The sequence below is a fragment of the Streptomyces roseoverticillatus genome, from assembly GCF_000719265.1.
Taxonomy (GTDB): domain Bacteria; phylum Actinomycetota; class Actinomycetes; order Streptomycetales; family Streptomycetaceae; genus Streptomyces; species Streptomyces roseoverticillatus.
Genome location: NZ_JOFL01000025.1, coordinates 36,890 through 50,999, shown reverse-complemented (window position 1 = coordinate 50,999; position 14,110 = coordinate 36,890). Strand labels below are relative to the sequence as shown.

Below are 14,110 nucleotides of genomic sequence, written 5' to 3'. Positions count from 1 at the left end.
CAGGGGTGCCGAGGCGGCCGGCGACGGGAGCGGCCAGTAAGTCCTGAGCTCGGCAGGACCTGGTGGTAATGCTGGCGCCGGAGGGCTGGGTGCTCCGGGTCCGTGTCACGATCGTCGTCCGGCTCGAACTCAGGCTCCGGCTCGTCGTGCGGGGCGGGGAGGGACTTCACCGTGCTGTCCGTGAGGGTGACGGTGACCGTGCAGACGCAGGTGCCGGTGTGCGGGGCGTGGCAGGTGGGGCAGCACTGGCAGTAAGGGGAGCCGCCGCAAAATGCCGCCGTACCGCCAGCTCCGAAGGATCTTCGTTGCAGGTCCCCGGCGTGCCGGGTCACGAGTGCACGGACGGATCGTTGTGCTGCGAGGGCTGGCCCGCCAGACCGGCGAGCTTGTCGGCCTCAAGGGTTTCGCTCGGCGGCGGGGTGGCGGTTGACACCGGCCGGTCCCAGTCGGTCAGCGTCATCGTGCCGGCGTTCTCACCCTCGTGGACGATCCGGACCGGGTAAGGCTTTCCTTCGGCGGCCACATAGACCGTGACCCGGCCGTCCCGGTTCACGACCGGGACGGTCTTCTTCCCTCCGATCACCGTAGGCGCGCCCTTGGTGAGCTTGCCGCCGGCACCGGCGGAGCGGACGTTGTCCTGGAGTCTCTCGAAGTCGCAGCGGTCGGACATGTCTTCTGCGAACTGGGGGCTGCTGGTCGTCCCGTGAATGTAGCGGCCGGCCAGCTGGTCGGCCGCCTGGGATCCACCCAGCGCTGTCCACTTCTTCCGGTCGGCCTTGAGCCACACCTGCTCGCCGAACTTGAGGATCTCGCTGGTGCCGCTGCCCGTGGTGAACGTGCCACGGCAGTTGCGCTGGCTGTCTATGGTCATAGTGTTACGTGAAGTACCAGCGCCGGCCTTAGGGATGCCCTCGAAGTCGTAGTGCACCGAGTGCGCGACCTCGAACTCCTTCACGGCCGCGTCCAGGACCTGATCGGCAGGCCGGTCGGCCAGCGCCCGGTCGGTCCTGCTGCCACCGCAGGCCGTGAGCCCCATCGTCCCCACCACACACACAGCCATGACCACGCCGAACGTCCTCGTCATCGGGACACCCTCCACATTTGTTGTTCTCAGTCCTCATACAGAGCGAGCACCGGCAGCGGCACCCACTGTGTGAGACGTTTCAAAGCCCGATATTGCTACACCCGTACGGCAATCCCGGCATGAATAAGACATCGAGGAGCCGCCCTCCTCGACCTCAACCCGCGCTGGGCGCCTCAATCCAGGTCCTGACACGCCGCACACGCACGTGCCGTGGTTCGGCTGGGCGAGGGTGGGACAGCCTGTGCATAGCAGCGACCTGGGTTCGACGTTCCTGTCCCCAAGGCGCTGGGGCACCAGGAGCCCCGCCCGGCCGGCCGACGTGCGAAGGGACCCGGGCGGGCTCCAGTAGCTACGGTCGCATCCTTTCGGCACTACCGCGCAGTGGCCGGCTGGCAGAAGCGATGTCCACCAGGTGGCGCCACCCGGATTCCTGTCCCCGGGCCCAGGTCGCTGGTTATTTCCAGGTGGCAAGCGTGTCGGCGCGGCGCGTCCACTTCACGGTCGAGGGGGCTCCGGTCTCCTTGTCAGCAAGGTAGATCGCACAGCCGTTGACGCTCTGGCCTTCGGCCGCTTCCTTATACGCGGTGTGACTGGCGCCCTCGCACCGCTCGAACCTGCGGGTAACCACGGACGGATCGCCTATGGCGTCCAAGGACGGGAGGACCAGCAGTTCCGTCAGCTGCCTCTTGCCATCGGATACGTCGAAGCGGGAGGTTTCGTCGTCGTCGTTTCCTTCAGCGGTTTTCGTGAGCTTGAAGTGCAGGTAGTACGGCGTTTTACCGGTGTACTTTGATGCGTCCTTGAGCGCGGAGAGATCGGCGTCGCTGCCCTGGTCGATCCGTATGACGGTCACGCCGACGGTGCCGGCCCGGTCTCCGGTGACCGTCGCCGTCTCGCCGAACTTCAGCGATTTACCAGATCCGGAGCACCCGGTCAAGGCGAGTATCCCGACAGAAGCGACACTCACAGCCCGGTACTTCATTGCTTCCCCCAAAAGAAGATCCTTCAGATCTGGGGAGCCTATCCCCGGTCTAAGCGGCTTGGGTGAAGTTCCTTGCTGATGCTCGGAGTCGGTCTCGTTGCTGGGTCATGGCCTGGTCGACGATCCCCCTCCCGCCCTGACCGCAGCCGCGTGTATCCTCACCGCGGTGGACTGCTTCTCCTTTGCCGAGATTCGAATCTCCTCCCCGGCCGCCATCGACCTTCTGAGCCTGGCCAAACGCCCGGCTGAGGGCGGCCCCCGGTGACTGCCTCCGAGAACGCACCGCTGGAAGCGAGGACGGCAGACCATGTCTCTGCCGTTCTGCTGGAACAGCTGGCCGGCAAGCTCGGCGGCCGGGCCCCGGGCACCGTCGTGTTCGGCGAGCCCATCGTGAGCCAGGACGTCACCGTGATCCCCGTGGCGCGGATCGGGTTCGGCTTCGGCGGCAACACCGGCCGGGAGGCCGGTGAGGACGGCGTGGTCGGCGGCGGGGTCGAAGCAAGGCCGCTCGGCTTCATCGAGATCAAAGAGGGCAAGACCACGTACAAGCCCATCCGTGATCCCTGGGTGAACGTCCTCGTGCCACTGACGGGCGGCCTCCTGGCCGGGGCCGCGATCCTGCGCTACCTGGCGCGGCGCGGGAGGCGCTGAAGCAGGGGCGTTCATGGATCCGCTGAAGTTGGTTGCGTTGGGTAGGCGTGCCCCTGGGAGGGACAACTTGCCCAGAAGCCTCCGTGTCGAGCTGACCGACGATCAGCGACGCGAGTTGACGCGTTGCTGGCTCGCCGCGATCTGACCGCCTATACCCGGCAGCGTGCCGAGTGCATCCGTTTCCTGGACCGCGGCAGGTCCGTACCCGAGGTCGCCGACCTGCTGGAGTGCCATCCGGTCACGGTCCGTGCCGCGGTCCACCGCTTCGTGGACGGCGGGGTCGAGGCGCTGCCCGATGTCCCTCGTCCAGGCCGTCCGGCAAAGCTTCTGGGACCGGACGACCGGATCGCGCCGGCCGAGCTGCTCGACGTCTCGGCCGAGGCGGGGATCACGTGGAGTGCCCCGGCCCTGTGCGACTGGCTGCGAGTCGAGCGCGGGGTGGAGATCTCTGCGGACTGGCTGAGCGAGCTGCTGCACCGCGAGGGATTCCGCTGGAAACGCACCCGTGACAGCGTGCGGCACAAGGCCGACCCCGTCCTCCAGCAGGCCGCCCGGGCCCAGCTGGAGGACTTGCGGCCTTGCGGCAGGCAGCACACGCCGGAGAATGCGACCTGATCTTCCTGGACGAGTCCGGCTTCGCCCCGACGATGCCCACCGGCTACACCTGGTCGCGCATCGGCCGACGGGCGGTGGTGCCGCGTGAGGACACCAGGAACCGGCGGGTCAACGTGCTCGGCGCCCAGATTGTCGGCATCGAGGCGGACCTTCTCCGGCAGCACACCGGCGGGGAAATCGACTCGGGGACGCTGCTGGAGTTCGTCTGCGTACGGCTGGCGGGCCTGGGCGGTGGAGCGGCCGTGCTGGACCTGGCCGCCGACGGCCTCGGCATCGACGTGATGCCGGTCTGGGAAAGCCGCAGGCCGTGCACGGTCGTGCTGGACAACGCCTCGGCACATGTGGCCAAGGTGTTCAAGGGCCGCCGCCGTCAGCTGGCGAAGATCGGGGTGGAACGGTTCTATCTGCCGCCATACAGCCCGGAGTTGAACGACATCGAGCTGGTCTGGCGGCAGGCGAAGTGCGAGGACTACCCCCAGCGTGCCCAGACCAGCACCGGACTCCCTCGGCAAGGCCGTCGACCAGGCCATGACCCAGCAACGAGACCGGCTCCGAGCATCAGCAAGGAACTTCACCCAAGCCGCTTAGACGGGCAGGGCGGTCAGAGCCTGTCGCAGTTTCCTGACGGGTGCGCGTCGTGCGTAGGGTGTAGGGCGGTGACGGTGCGCCGGAGTTTGCTGAGAGTGGCTGTGACGTTGTTCAGCGGCCCCGGCAGGACGGCTTCCAGCGGCCTCAGTCGGTGGAGATTCTGTGTCGTTTGGACGCCCTGAAGTGGCTCCGGTTGTTGGCTTGTGTCGGTCTCTCTTTGTGTTGAAGGTCGAGCGGTCTCTTAGATGTGGAACTCGGGTGGGAATCCGGTCCAGCGGAGTTCTGTGGGCAGGTGGCGCATGTCATTGAAGAAGAGCAAAGAAGCTGGCCGCTCTGGCGCGTAACGGATGACTGTCAAGGCTGCGTTGCAGTGGTTGAGGCTCATCCAACGCCAATAGGGGGCGTCCTGGGCGGCCCGGATAAGCCAGCCGATAAGGAAGTTGTGAGTGACGATCAGTTCATGTCGTGGCTGATCACTGTCCACCGGGCCAGTGAATCGTGCGAGAGCCTCACGGGCCAGTGCTGGGCCGCCCTCACGCTCTTCCGCGGGAAACTGGGAGAGATGGCGGAGCATGGCGTCGGCTGAGTCCTGAGGCAGTTCTCCTTTCCAGGGCATGTAGGGGATGTAGTCCCCGGCCGGTTCTGAAACGTGCAGGGGGACGTTGTCGAGCTGCTCTCCGATCAGCTTGGCGGTCTGTTCGGCCCGGGGCAGCGGCCCGTGGTGAATCACCGACAGGGGGATGCCGCGGAGCCGCTGCCCGAGAAATACGGCCTGGCGACGGCCGTTCTGGGTCAGACCGCTTTCATCCGGTGTGGCCTCGCCGTGCCGGGCGAGGTAGAGGTAGCGAGTAGCTGTCCCAGTCATGTGTGAGCGTCCCCGTCAGCGTCCTTGATCGTGTGCATTGCCCGGAGGGACGCCGCTGCGTCCTGCCTGGTTCCGTTGGGGACGGCTATTTCGGCGCGCTGTTCCGCTTGGCTTTGGAGCGGGCGAGGCGGTAGGACTCGGTGCCGGTCTCGATGAGGGTGGCGTTGAAGGTGAGCCGGTCCACGATCGCCGCGCAGAGCCGTGGGTCGGTGAAGGTCCTGCTCCAGCCTGTGCGGTGCGATGGGCTGGGAACTCTCCGACGCGGACCACTATCGCGAACTCCCACCTGCAGGGCGGCCTTGCCTACACGCCGGAGTCACTGCGCTGGATCTTCTCGGACCTGACCGAGGCCGAGCTGCGCCGGATGCACGACGAGCCACCTGAGTTGTCACTGTTCGGCGAGGCGTTCTTGTGGACGGGCGCTGTTCCGTCGAGATTGGCAGGCTGCTTCCGACTGAACGCGATCTGCTGGAGCTTCTGTTTCTCTTCATCGGCCTGTCTGTGTACGCACGCAGGCCGATCGCCTTCCCTGGCGGGTGGATTGAACGTCATCCGCTACTGGCGCTGCCAGTCCAGCGGCCACGGCCAGTCCCAGTCCGGGGCGATCGCCGTCAGCTGCGCCGCTCGTGGCTGTGTACGCGGCTTGCGAGGTCGTTTCGGCGTGCAACCGGGAGTTGCACGCTCGTACGAGGAGGTGATGTTCATGGGAACGGGGGTCAGCTGCCGCGGGCTTTTCCCCGGGTGTATCCGTCACTGCTTGGTCCGGTTGGTGAGGGGCTGTTGAGTGGTGGTTGGTGGTGTGAAGAGTGCCTGGAGGGTTTCGGTGGCCAGGTCTCGCAGCCAGGTGTGGGCGTGGTCGTTGTCGTAGCGCTGGTGCCACAGTAGGTACAGGGGGACCTCTGCCAGCGGGAGTGGCGGCGGCAGTTCGGCGACTCCACCCCGTGCAACGAGCACGGCCACCCCCTGACCCTTGCCAATCCGGAGAACAGGGTGATCACCGAGGGTATACAGGCGAACTTCATGCTGTCCAGCAAGCCCCCGGACGGTTACCCCGACCAGTACACGAAGATCACCGCGTACACGCGGATCATCGCCGACCACGCACACGGCCTCGACCCCTCGGCCACACCCACCCCCGGCGCGGCATACCAGGAGATCGACGACGACAGCCCCTTTGCCTACCGCGACACCGCCGCCTCCCGCGCCGGCATCACCGCCATCAACCGCCGCTTCCGAGGCCAGCGCATCGTCATCGTCGGCCTCGGCGGCAGCGGAAGCTACATCCTCGACCAGGTCGCCAAGACCGAGGTCGACTCGATCCTCCTGATTGACGGCGACACCTTCGACAACCACAACGCCTTCCGCGCACCCGGCGCCCCCACCCTCGACACCCTCCGCGAACGCCCCTCCAAGGCCACCCACTTCGCCTCGGTCTACACCAACATGCACCCGCGGTGTGACCGGCTGCACGCAGTACCTCGACGAAGACAACCTCAACCTCCTGGACGGGGCGACGTTCGTTTTCCTCGCCTCCGACGCCGCCGCCAGCAAGCCGCCCATCATCAACTGGCTCGAAGCCCACGACGTGTCATTCATCGACGTCGGCATGGGCATCGAAGAGATCGACGGCAACCTCAGCGGACTGCTCCGCGTCACCACCAGCCTCCCCGGCCGCCGAGGCGCGGCCCGCAGGCGCATCCCCCCGCCCACACTCGAACGGGACGCCTACGCGAGCAACATACAGACCGCCGACCTCAACGCGCTCAACGCCGTCCTAGCCGTCATCCGCTGGAAACGCTCCCTCGGCATCTACGCCGACGCCACCGACGAAAGCCACACCACGTACTCACTGATCAGCAACGAGGACCTCCCATGACCCCACCAGACACCCTGCGCCCGGTCTTCACCGAGACCTTTCCCCCGGCCATGGACGCAGGGATCCTCTACATCTCGATCCCCTACCGCACCTGCGGCCACCTGTGCTGCTGCGGATGCGGCCGCGAAGTCGTCACACCGCTCTCCCCGGCCCAGTGGTCCCTCACCTACAACGGCGAGAGCGTCTCCCTCGCCCCCTCGATCGGCAACTGGTCCCTCCCATGTCGTTCGCACTACTGGATCCGCGACGGCCGCGTCCGCTGGAGCCGCCGCTACTCGCCGTCGGAATTCGATCAGAACCGGGACCGGGACCGCCGCCTGCTGGCCGCCCATGACAGCGGCGAGCAGCAGCCGGGACGAGCGGCCAGTCTCCACCGACGCCTATGGTTCCGGCGCCCGTAGACCGGCCAAGGTACCTTCGGTGCCGAGTCGCCGACACTGGCGTACACCAGGCCCGCGACCTGGAACTTCACGATGCACCGTGCTCAAGGGGCCAGGAAGCTGCTGGGCGAGGGCATTGCGCCTTGGGGAAGGCGCTCGGCGTGCGCGCGCAGATGTCGTGCCTCTGCGAGCAGTAACGGGCCGAAGACGTTCTCGGGGGCTTGGGGTGTCAGCCGGTGGAAGGCGCGGGTGGCGGCCAGCAGCGGGCGTGCCCATGCTGGGACCACGGACAGGCGGCAGCTTCGGTGGCCGGGCTCGTGCGTCTTGACGACCGAGATGTCACCGGTGATGTCGAGGTCTCGCGTCCATCGCAGGCTGCCACCGGTGAACGCCACCACACTCAGCGCCCCTGCGATGAGTGGGTGAGCGACGGCCGCGAGCGCGGCGGTGGCCACCGGCGCGACCGCGTTGGCAGGGGTGGCCGGAGCCAGCTGGGCTGTTGCCGCGGCTCCGGCACACACGCGACCCGGTCGCGCCACCCTCGACGCGGACTGCACACACCCTGGTCGGACAGGAGTCGGCCCTGGAGCAGCGGTCACCGGCCCGGTCACGCCGGTCGGTGCCGAGGGGAAGCAGGGATGCGCGGGAACGGGGCCGGGCTCGGCGAGCACTGACGCGAACTGGCCTGGGTCGCTGACACACCGCACCTGGGCCAGGCCCGCCGGCAGCCGGTGCGGGGCCTTGTGCCACAGCAGCGTCATCTGCGCTCCCGTCAGCCGGCGCCAGACGAGTAACTGGTCCACTCTACGGCCCGTCAGCAGGTGGGCGCGGGTGACCACTACGTGCCGGACTCCGGTTGCCTTGCTCCATGCGGCCGCCGCCCGCCAGGCCAGGTCCGCTGAATCCAGCCAGACGTCCGGGTTGTCCGGCCCGGGCGCGAAGCGCTTGCCCAGGGCATACAGGACGTCGTGTGCCAGGGCAGCGGGGCTGCCGTTGGCGGGTGTCGGCTGCACGGTGATGCGTCCTTCCTGCGGGCGGTGGGCGTGCAGCGCCGCCCGTGTGGAGAACAGGTCATCCCGCTCGTCGACCACGAGTGTCACTTCGCCCGGTGCCAGTGCCGCCACCCCATTCCGGCCGTGCCGCGGTAACCGCCCCTTGACAGGGCACCCGGCTCTTGCGATTCCTCGTTCTGGTGCGCCTGGGGAGGCCCGGCGGGACGGGCTGCCCAGATGGTGTCCTACATGCCGCCGAGCTTGCTGTAGACCCACCTGGCTTCGTTCACTTGAAACGGTTTTGGCTCGCTTTCCGTGAAGCGCGCACGCTGAGTGACGACTGACGCTCGGATCGGCCTTCGGGAACTTGCCTGAAAATGACCAGTGCCGATCTTGATGTGGCCGACAGTTCGGCGTCGTGGAAGAGACGTTGCCCCGGCTGGAGGAGCTGCTGTTCCCGTCCGTCGCGGACGTGGCGGTGCTATCGGTGGACGTGAACGACGAGGCGATAAACATCGGGGCCCGAAGTACGGCGGCTGCGGCATCGTGTCCTGACTGTGGGAGTCGATCGAGTCGAATACACAGCTCCTACCTGCGGTTTCCAGCCGACGTCCTCAGTGCGGGACGGCGGGTAATCCTCTGCCTTCGGGTCCGCAGGTTCTTCTGTCCGGACGATTCATGCGGACGGCGGACGTTTGCCGAGCAGATGTCAGGGCTGACCCGGAGGCACAGCAGGTGGACCGAGCGGTTGCGTTCGACGCTTGCCGCGGTCGGTCTCGCCCTCGCTGGCCGGGCCGGCGCCCGGATGGCCCGGGTCTTCGGGGTGTCCGTCAGCCGCAGCGCGGTGTTGCGGTTGCTCGACGCGTTGCCTGACCCGGAGACGCCGGCCCCGCGGGTGGTCGGCGTCGATGAGTACGCCATGCGCAAGGGCCGCGTCTACGGGACGGTTCTGGTCGATGTCGAGACCCGACGGCCGGTTGATCTGTTGCCCGACCGGGAGGCGTCCACCCTGGCCAAGTGGCTGGCGAAGCGCCCCGGAATCGAGGTCGTCTGCCGGGATCGAGCTCCGTTCTTCGCGGAAGGTGCCACGGCCGGGGCGCCTCAGGCGGTCCAGGTTGCTGACCGGTGGCATCTTTGGCACAACCTCGGCGAGGCCGCTGAACGGTGCGTCGCCGATCACCGAGCTTGCCTACGAGGCACGGCGCCCGAGCCACCCCGCCCCGTTGAAGAGCCCGATGGCCCCACGGACAGCTCTGGCTCGCCGTGGCCCACCGGCCACCGGTTCGCCGACCGGACTCGGGCCAACCATGCAGCCGTCCACGCGCTGCTCGCCGCTGGTCACAGCCGCCGCGCGATCCAACGCCAACTCGGCATGACCTACCGCACCGTCAAGCTCCTCGCCGACGCCACCGCGCCCGAGGATCTCTTCCGCGGCCAATGGCAGGGGCGCCCTTCCGTACTCGATGAGTACAAGCCCTACCTGGACGACCGTTGGAACCAAGGCTGCACCAACGCCTGGAAGGCATGGGAGGAGATCGTGCCGCTCGGCTACAAGGGCAGCTACCAGCGAGTTCGCGCCTACTTCCGCGCCAAGCGTCTCTCGACAGATCCGGTCACTGCACCGCCGCCTTCACCTCGCACGGTCGCTGGCTGGATCCTCCGCCACCCCGACACCCTCACCGAGGCGGAACAGCTCCGCCTCAAGGCCGTTCTGGTCCACTGCCCCGAACTGGATGCACTCACCGGACACGTCCGGTCCTTCGCCGAGATCCTCACCGAGCGGCAAGGCCAGCGGCTGCCCGAGTGGCTCGACGCCGTCCGCAACGACAACCTGCTCGGCCTCCACACCCTCGCCGCCGGCATCGACCGCGACCGTGACGCTGTCATCGCCGGTCTCACCCTGCCCTGGAACTCGGGCGTCGTAGAGGGGCACGTCAACCGGATCAAGATGCTCAAACGGCAGATGTTCGGCCGAGCCGGATTCCTGCTCCTCCGAAAGCGAGTACTGCTCTACAGGTGACCCGACGCGTCAGGACGGCTGTCCCGCTGGCTCGTACCCTCATCGATTCGGCGAGGAGCCACGCCGAGAACCAAGTTCTCCATGGCGTCAGGCATCGGCCCGAAGCTGGCAACCCAGGTTTCGACGAGATAGATCACGCCCACTTCATCGATGCCCAGGAAAAACCGGCCGTGGTCCAGCTCGCCGAGCGGGTAAAGATGGCGCCCGATCGCTTCGCCCCACTCCGTGAATCGGTCATCCTCGCCCCAGGCCAGCTCGGGGTCCAGCTCGAACGGCGTGCGTGCACAGCTGATCCCTGGTCCGCTGACGTTCACAGTCAAACCGCCGAACTCTTGCAGGAAGGCTTCCGCAGCGTCGTGCATGGCGAGGTCGACTGCTTCGAACATGGATCGCCAGCGGGCCGTGTCTACCTTCCGTCCAGGCGTCCATCCCGACGCCTCCAGCACCTCATCTACCTCTGGCGACCAGCTACTCATCTGGGGTCCCGACTCCTCAGCTATGGGCGAGCAGTGATCATCTCAGCGGCCGACGTCACTGAACAGCGTGTGACCGTTTCACGGAAAGCGAGCCAGAACCACGACTCGTGAATAAAGCCAACCGGGCCATACGTCTCCTCATCCCACGATCCGAACCCTTGGCTGTTCGTCATCACGGCCCCTCTCCATTCTCGGATTCCACACAGGCATCGCAGGTCTGCCCCACTTGAGGCTCCCGGACCCCTGTCCTGCGCTGCGACGCTTCGGCTTCAGCGGCCGGTGTTCTTCAAGCCGGCACTGCCCCAGCGCATGCCGAGGGCGTCGAGGTCGGCGCGGCGCTGCTCGGTGAGCTTGTCGGCCCGCTTCCTGATGTTGTCGAGCACCATGCCGAGCTTCACTGCCAGAAGCTCCTCAGCGCCGACCTGGCGGCCTGTCGGGCCCACGTACTCGACGTGCTTCCTGGGCACGTTGAGGTGGTCTTCACGGGCGTGGAACTGGCGTGCCGCACGGAGGTTGAGGGCCCACTTGTCTTCCTGGGTGCGTTTCACGGGCCGCTCGTCCTCACCGGAGGGAAGTTCTTGCGCAGGCACCACGAAGCACGCCTCATTCGCGGGCGCCTGCTCGACAGCCTTCGCTACGGCGGACAGCACCGTACGCAAGCGCTCTCCCCCGCCTTTGCTGTTGCCTGCCACGAATTCCTGCCACGCACTCGTGGTGATGATCAGCGGCATCTCGATGCCCACGGCTGAGCCTGCCGCAGGCAAGATTGGAATAAAGATGCCGTCCGCGAACGCCTCAGCCCGCGTGTAGGAGGCGACCACGGGGCCGTAGTCCTAGTACATTTCACATACTCCGCTCTCTCACGTCCCGCTCGTCCTGCGTCCTGTTGAGCCTGTCGCATTCGTCCCTGGAACGCTGTCCCTCGAACGGGTGAGCCTTTCAGTCCGGCGCTCAACTGACCAAGTCAAGCGCTGATGACTGGTGTGCCATTTCATGAAGTTGGTGCCACGGTTCGCGCGTCGCCGACACGGAGCCCTGGCGGCGAAGAGCTGTTCCTGGTAGTACTCGCCGAAAACGGGCCCAGTACTGCTGTGCGCACATGGCGCGGATTACGTACAGACGTTAGTTCCTGTCATCACCTTTTCGTGCTGGGGTTCTACTTCCTGAGTGTGAGGTGGCCAAGACGGGCAGTCTCAGGGGGCTCAGAGCATCGGCGGAGCTGGGGCCAACCTGTGGGGGTAGTGTGTTCAAGCGATGCGTTTTCCTGGCTGTGACCTGTGTGCTGCTGGCCATGGCCCCAGCCGGGGCTGCGTACGCAGATTTTCCTGGGGATGTGGTGCCCCAGGTCCTGTCCGGCCACCCCGTCAGCAACCTGTTGCCTGGTACTGGCGAAGTGCTGGCCAACCTCTCTCCGGAAGTCGGTGCCCTCGTTGACGGCCCGAACGGGCTGATCTGACGGCTCGACAACCTGCTGCCGGTCCGAGCGTGACGGCAGCACATCCGAGTCAACCTTGACGCATTGCCGTCGTCCAGGCGGCAAAGGGAGGAGTCAATTATGCGGCGGTCAGGTACCACGGCAGCGAAGAACTCAGCTGGCTCGAGGCCCAGACGTGGCCGAATGTGGCTGCGCATCACCACGTGCGCGGGCACGGCGGCAGTCATGGCACTGGGCGGATATGCACCTGCCCCTGCCACAGCAGCCACAGTCACAGTCAGCCCACCGTTGAGATACGACCATGACGGGGCCGCCAATCACTACAAAGTAGTAGCAGGCGTGAGAGTCACGAGTGTGGGCGACAACGGCTACACGATCTCCGCGTATTTGGTGGGCAACTGCAGCGAGAGCCAGGGCCCGGAGCAAGATATGGGGTTGGAGTATGGCGGCAGTGGTGAACCCTGGAAGAGGGTTTCAGCTCCCTGTAGCAAGCGTCAGTTTGGCGGGACTACTGGCTCCAACAGCGTTGAAATCGCAGGAGGCGGCGTGTTGTCGGCGGACCGCCGGGTGCACATCAGGGTTGGTGCATGGGGCGGCGCCCTTGCCGGATCCTGGGGCTGGGGGGACAGAACGATCGTCACGGTCTGACCGAGCGCCGTGTCCTGTGCGAGCTGGCTGCGCTGGGTGGTAGCTCTTCCACGCAGTGTCCGGCTGCGCCGTCAGCCGCTGCGGACATGGACCCGGTCACCACCACCTGCGAGCACTGCGCCGGCACCCGCTACGACCCCGACGTGCTCGCCCACACCCTCGGCGGCAGGACCATCGTCGACGTCCTGGGCCTCACCGCCGAGGAGGCCGCCGGCTTCTTCACCGACCGCACCCGCAAGATCGGACTGCTGAACGAGGTCGGCCTCGGCTATCTCACCCTCGGCCAGCCTGTGCCTTCACGCTTCGCGGCCCTTCACGGCCGGCGGACGAGAGCTGGATCTCCCAGCCGATCCGGATACCGCCCGCGCCCTGGACCAGCGTGTCGGTCTGGACCCACGACCGCGGGCCCACCGGTGTACGCACCTCGCTGTCCGCACGATGTCCGTCCGCCACGGACACGTGCACGATCCGCTCCTGGTACGCCTTGTGCTCGTCGGACAGCACTGCCTGGTGCCGTGCCTCGTCCTCGGTCGTTTGTGCACTGCCTCCCGACGGGCGTTCCGCTCCCGCAGGTACATCCACGCGACCACACCCGCTTCCCGGCACACCCCGCCGCACTGCAGACCCCGCTCGGGTACTGGTACGCCTCTGTCGGCGTACAGCCGATCCGTCTGGTAAAGCAGTTCCCAGAGGCCCGGCCTGCTCTCCCATCCGAGATCCTCGCGGGTCAGGTCCAGTTCGATGCGCAACTTCTCGTGCCAGACGATGTTCGCCAACGTGCACCGCCTTCCGATGCTGGAAGAACCACCTCCTCGACGGTAGAAGCAGGGACTGACAATCCGGCAGACATGGGATCAGCCGTAGGAACCCAGCGAAATTGTTCGCATCGCTCATCGCTGGTAGGCCCAACCGGTGCGTCATCCAACGCGTCGGCACTGCCGCATTCCGTGTCCGGGCCCTGCCGCGTTCCTGGCCGTCTCTACCGGGGGCTCCTGCTGGATGCGGTGTTGGTCCAGCGGATGCCGAGGGCGTCGAGGTCGGCGCGGCGTTGTTCGGTGAGTTTGTCGGCCCGCTTCCTGATGTTGTCGAGCACCATGCCGAGCTTCACTGACAGAAGTTCCTCAGCGCCGCCCTGGCGGCCCTCCGGTCCGTCTTCTGGCTCCAGGTGTTCGGTGTGCTTCCTGGGTACGTTGAGGTGGCCTTCGCGGGCGTGGAACTGGCGTGCCGCACGGAGGTTGAGGGCCCATTTGTCGTCCTGCGTGCGCTTCACGGGCCGCTCGTCCTCCCCGGCCGGGGCGAGACCGAGGACGTTCTCGAGCAGCCACTGCTGGACGGGCATGAGGCTGTCCCAGTTGAGGCGGGACGCTTGGGCCCATCGTTGATGGTCTGCACGAGATTGTCAGTTGCTGATCGTCACTGAGATGTCAGCGTAGGACCCGGCACGAACAGGGGAAAGCTACTGACACAGTGTGCCGATTACTTGTGACACGGGTGACGA

General features: G+C 66.5%; 13 protein-coding genes and 5 pseudogenes. 9 read left to right on the top strand and 9 right to left on the bottom strand.

Annotated features, from left to right (window positions below):
- Positions 1-328: 328 nt before the first annotated feature.
- Both IF61_RS0126315 and IF61_RS0126310 read right to left on the bottom strand, forming a co-directional pair.
- A complete protein-coding gene (locus IF61_RS0126315; RefSeq protein ID WP_157848680.1) occupies positions 329-1,084 on the bottom strand; it encodes a hypothetical protein in 756 nt (251 codons plus the stop codon).
- A 454-nt stretch (positions 1,085-1,538) separates the two neighbouring features.
- Positions 1,539-2,051 (bottom strand): hypothetical protein, encoded by a 513-nt coding sequence (locus IF61_RS0126310; protein WP_157848679.1) that lies wholly within the window; start codon positions 2,049-2,051, stop codon positions 1,539-1,541.
- A gap of 276 nt (positions 2,052-2,327) precedes the next feature.
- Here IF61_RS0126310 and IF61_RS0126305 point away from each other — a divergent pair, with 276 nt between their 5' ends.
- The 3 genes from IF61_RS0126305 (at position 2,328) to IF61_RS33600 (ending at position 4,102) form a co-directional block, all read left to right on the top strand.
- The gene (locus IF61_RS0126305; RefSeq protein ID WP_052393059.1) at positions 2,328-2,717 is read left to right on the top strand and encodes a GerW family sporulation protein; all 390 of its coding nucleotides are present in this window, start codon (positions 2,328-2,330) and stop codon (positions 2,715-2,717) included.
- A gap of 123 nt (positions 2,718-2,840) precedes the next feature.
- Positions 2,841-3,332, top strand: a complete 492-nt coding sequence (locus IF61_RS0126300) for a winged helix-turn-helix domain-containing protein (protein WP_030369010.1) — start codon at positions 2,841-2,843, stop codon at positions 3,330-3,332.
- Positions 3,296-4,102 carry a transposase gene (locus IF61_RS33600; RefSeq protein ID WP_052393058.1) on the top strand — a complete coding sequence of 269 codons (807 nt, stop codon included), beginning with the start codon at positions 3,296-3,298 and terminating at the stop codon, positions 4,100-4,102. Before IF61_RS0126300 ends, IF61_RS33600 begins: the two co-directional genes overlap by 37 nt.
- Before the next feature lie 59 nt (positions 4,103-4,161).
- On the opposite strand, the gene IF61_RS34620 is transcribed toward IF61_RS33600, so the two are convergent.
- Together IF61_RS34620 and IF61_RS36640 are read right to left on the bottom strand one after the other, a co-directional pair.
- Positions 4,162-4,785: a histidine phosphatase family protein gene (locus IF61_RS34620; protein ID WP_078660504.1), complete on the bottom strand. Its 624-nt coding sequence runs from the start codon at positions 4,783-4,785 to the stop codon at positions 4,162-4,164.
- Positions 4,786-4,870: 85 nt separating this feature from the next.
- Positions 4,871-5,014: pseudogene (locus tag IF61_RS36640) on the bottom strand (ATP-binding protein); the annotation flags it as partial.
- A 5-nt stretch (positions 5,015-5,019) separates the two neighbouring features.
- Between IF61_RS36640 and IF61_RS37225 the strand changes: the two are divergent.
- Positions 5,020-5,243 (top strand): annotated as a pseudogene (locus tag IF61_RS37225) (class I SAM-dependent methyltransferase); the annotation flags it as partial.
- A 292-nt stretch (positions 5,244-5,535) separates the two neighbouring features.
- On the opposite strand, the pseudogene IF61_RS34605 reads toward IF61_RS37225, so the two are convergent.
- A pseudogene (locus IF61_RS34605) lies at positions 5,536-5,727 on the bottom strand (LysR family transcriptional regulator); the annotation flags it as partial.
- 21 nt (positions 5,728-5,748) lie between these two features.
- Here IF61_RS34605 and IF61_RS37775 point away from each other — a divergent pair.
- The 3 genes and pseudogenes from IF61_RS37775 to IF61_RS37215 all read left to right on the top strand — a co-directional run.
- Positions 5,749-6,186: pseudogene (locus IF61_RS37775) on the top strand (DUF6791 domain-containing protein); the annotation flags it as partial.
- Positions 6,187-6,241: 55 nt separating this feature from the next.
- Positions 6,242-6,661 (top strand): hypothetical protein, encoded by a 420-nt coding sequence (locus IF61_RS37220; RefSeq protein WP_052393057.1) that lies wholly within the window; start codon positions 6,242-6,244, stop codon positions 6,659-6,661.
- Complete coding sequence (locus IF61_RS37215) at positions 6,658-7,062, top strand: ubiquitination-like system serine protease family protein (RefSeq protein ID WP_245684624.1); 405 nt, start codon at positions 6,658-6,660, stop codon at positions 7,060-7,062. Before IF61_RS37220 ends, IF61_RS37215 begins: the two co-directional genes overlap by 4 nt.
- Before the next feature lie 83 nt (positions 7,063-7,145).
- Here IF61_RS37215 and IF61_RS33585 read toward each other — a convergent pair whose 3' ends face one another.
- Positions 7,146-8,132 (bottom strand): hypothetical protein, encoded by a 987-nt coding sequence (locus IF61_RS33585; RefSeq protein ID WP_157848677.1) that lies wholly within the window; start codon positions 8,130-8,132, stop codon positions 7,146-7,148.
- A gap of 319 nt (positions 8,133-8,451) precedes the next feature.
- Between IF61_RS33585 and IF61_RS32730 the strand changes: the two genes are divergently transcribed.
- Positions 8,452-10,053, top strand: a complete 1,602-nt coding sequence (locus tag IF61_RS32730; RefSeq protein ID WP_043190790.1) for an ISL3 family transposase — start codon at positions 8,452-8,454, stop codon at positions 10,051-10,053.
- Here the strand turns inward: IF61_RS32730 and IF61_RS0126250 are convergent.
- Positions 10,044-10,529 (bottom strand): SUKH-3 domain-containing protein, encoded by a 486-nt coding sequence (locus tag IF61_RS0126250; RefSeq protein ID WP_078660503.1) that lies wholly within the window; start codon positions 10,527-10,529, stop codon positions 10,044-10,046. The genes IF61_RS32730 and IF61_RS0126250 overlap by 10 nt on opposite strands.
- 269 nt (positions 10,530-10,798) lie before the next feature.
- Positions 10,799-11,350 carry a helicase associated domain-containing protein gene (locus IF61_RS33580; protein WP_245684623.1) on the bottom strand — a complete coding sequence of 184 codons (552 nt, stop codon included), beginning with the start codon at positions 11,348-11,350 and terminating at the stop codon, positions 10,799-10,801.
- 1,342 nt (positions 11,351-12,692) lie between these two features.
- Here IF61_RS33580 and IF61_RS37210 point away from each other — a divergent pair.
- Positions 12,693-12,905 (top strand): annotated as a pseudogene (locus tag IF61_RS37210) (hypothetical protein); the annotation flags it as partial.
- Positions 12,906-13,591: 686 nt separating this feature from the next.
- On the opposite strand, the gene IF61_RS0126235 reads toward IF61_RS37210, so the two are convergent.
- Entirely contained in the window at positions 13,592-13,951 is a 360-nt protein-coding gene (locus tag IF61_RS0126235) for a helicase associated domain-containing protein (RefSeq protein WP_052393054.1), read from the bottom strand.
- Positions 13,952-14,110: the final 159 nt, after the last annotated feature.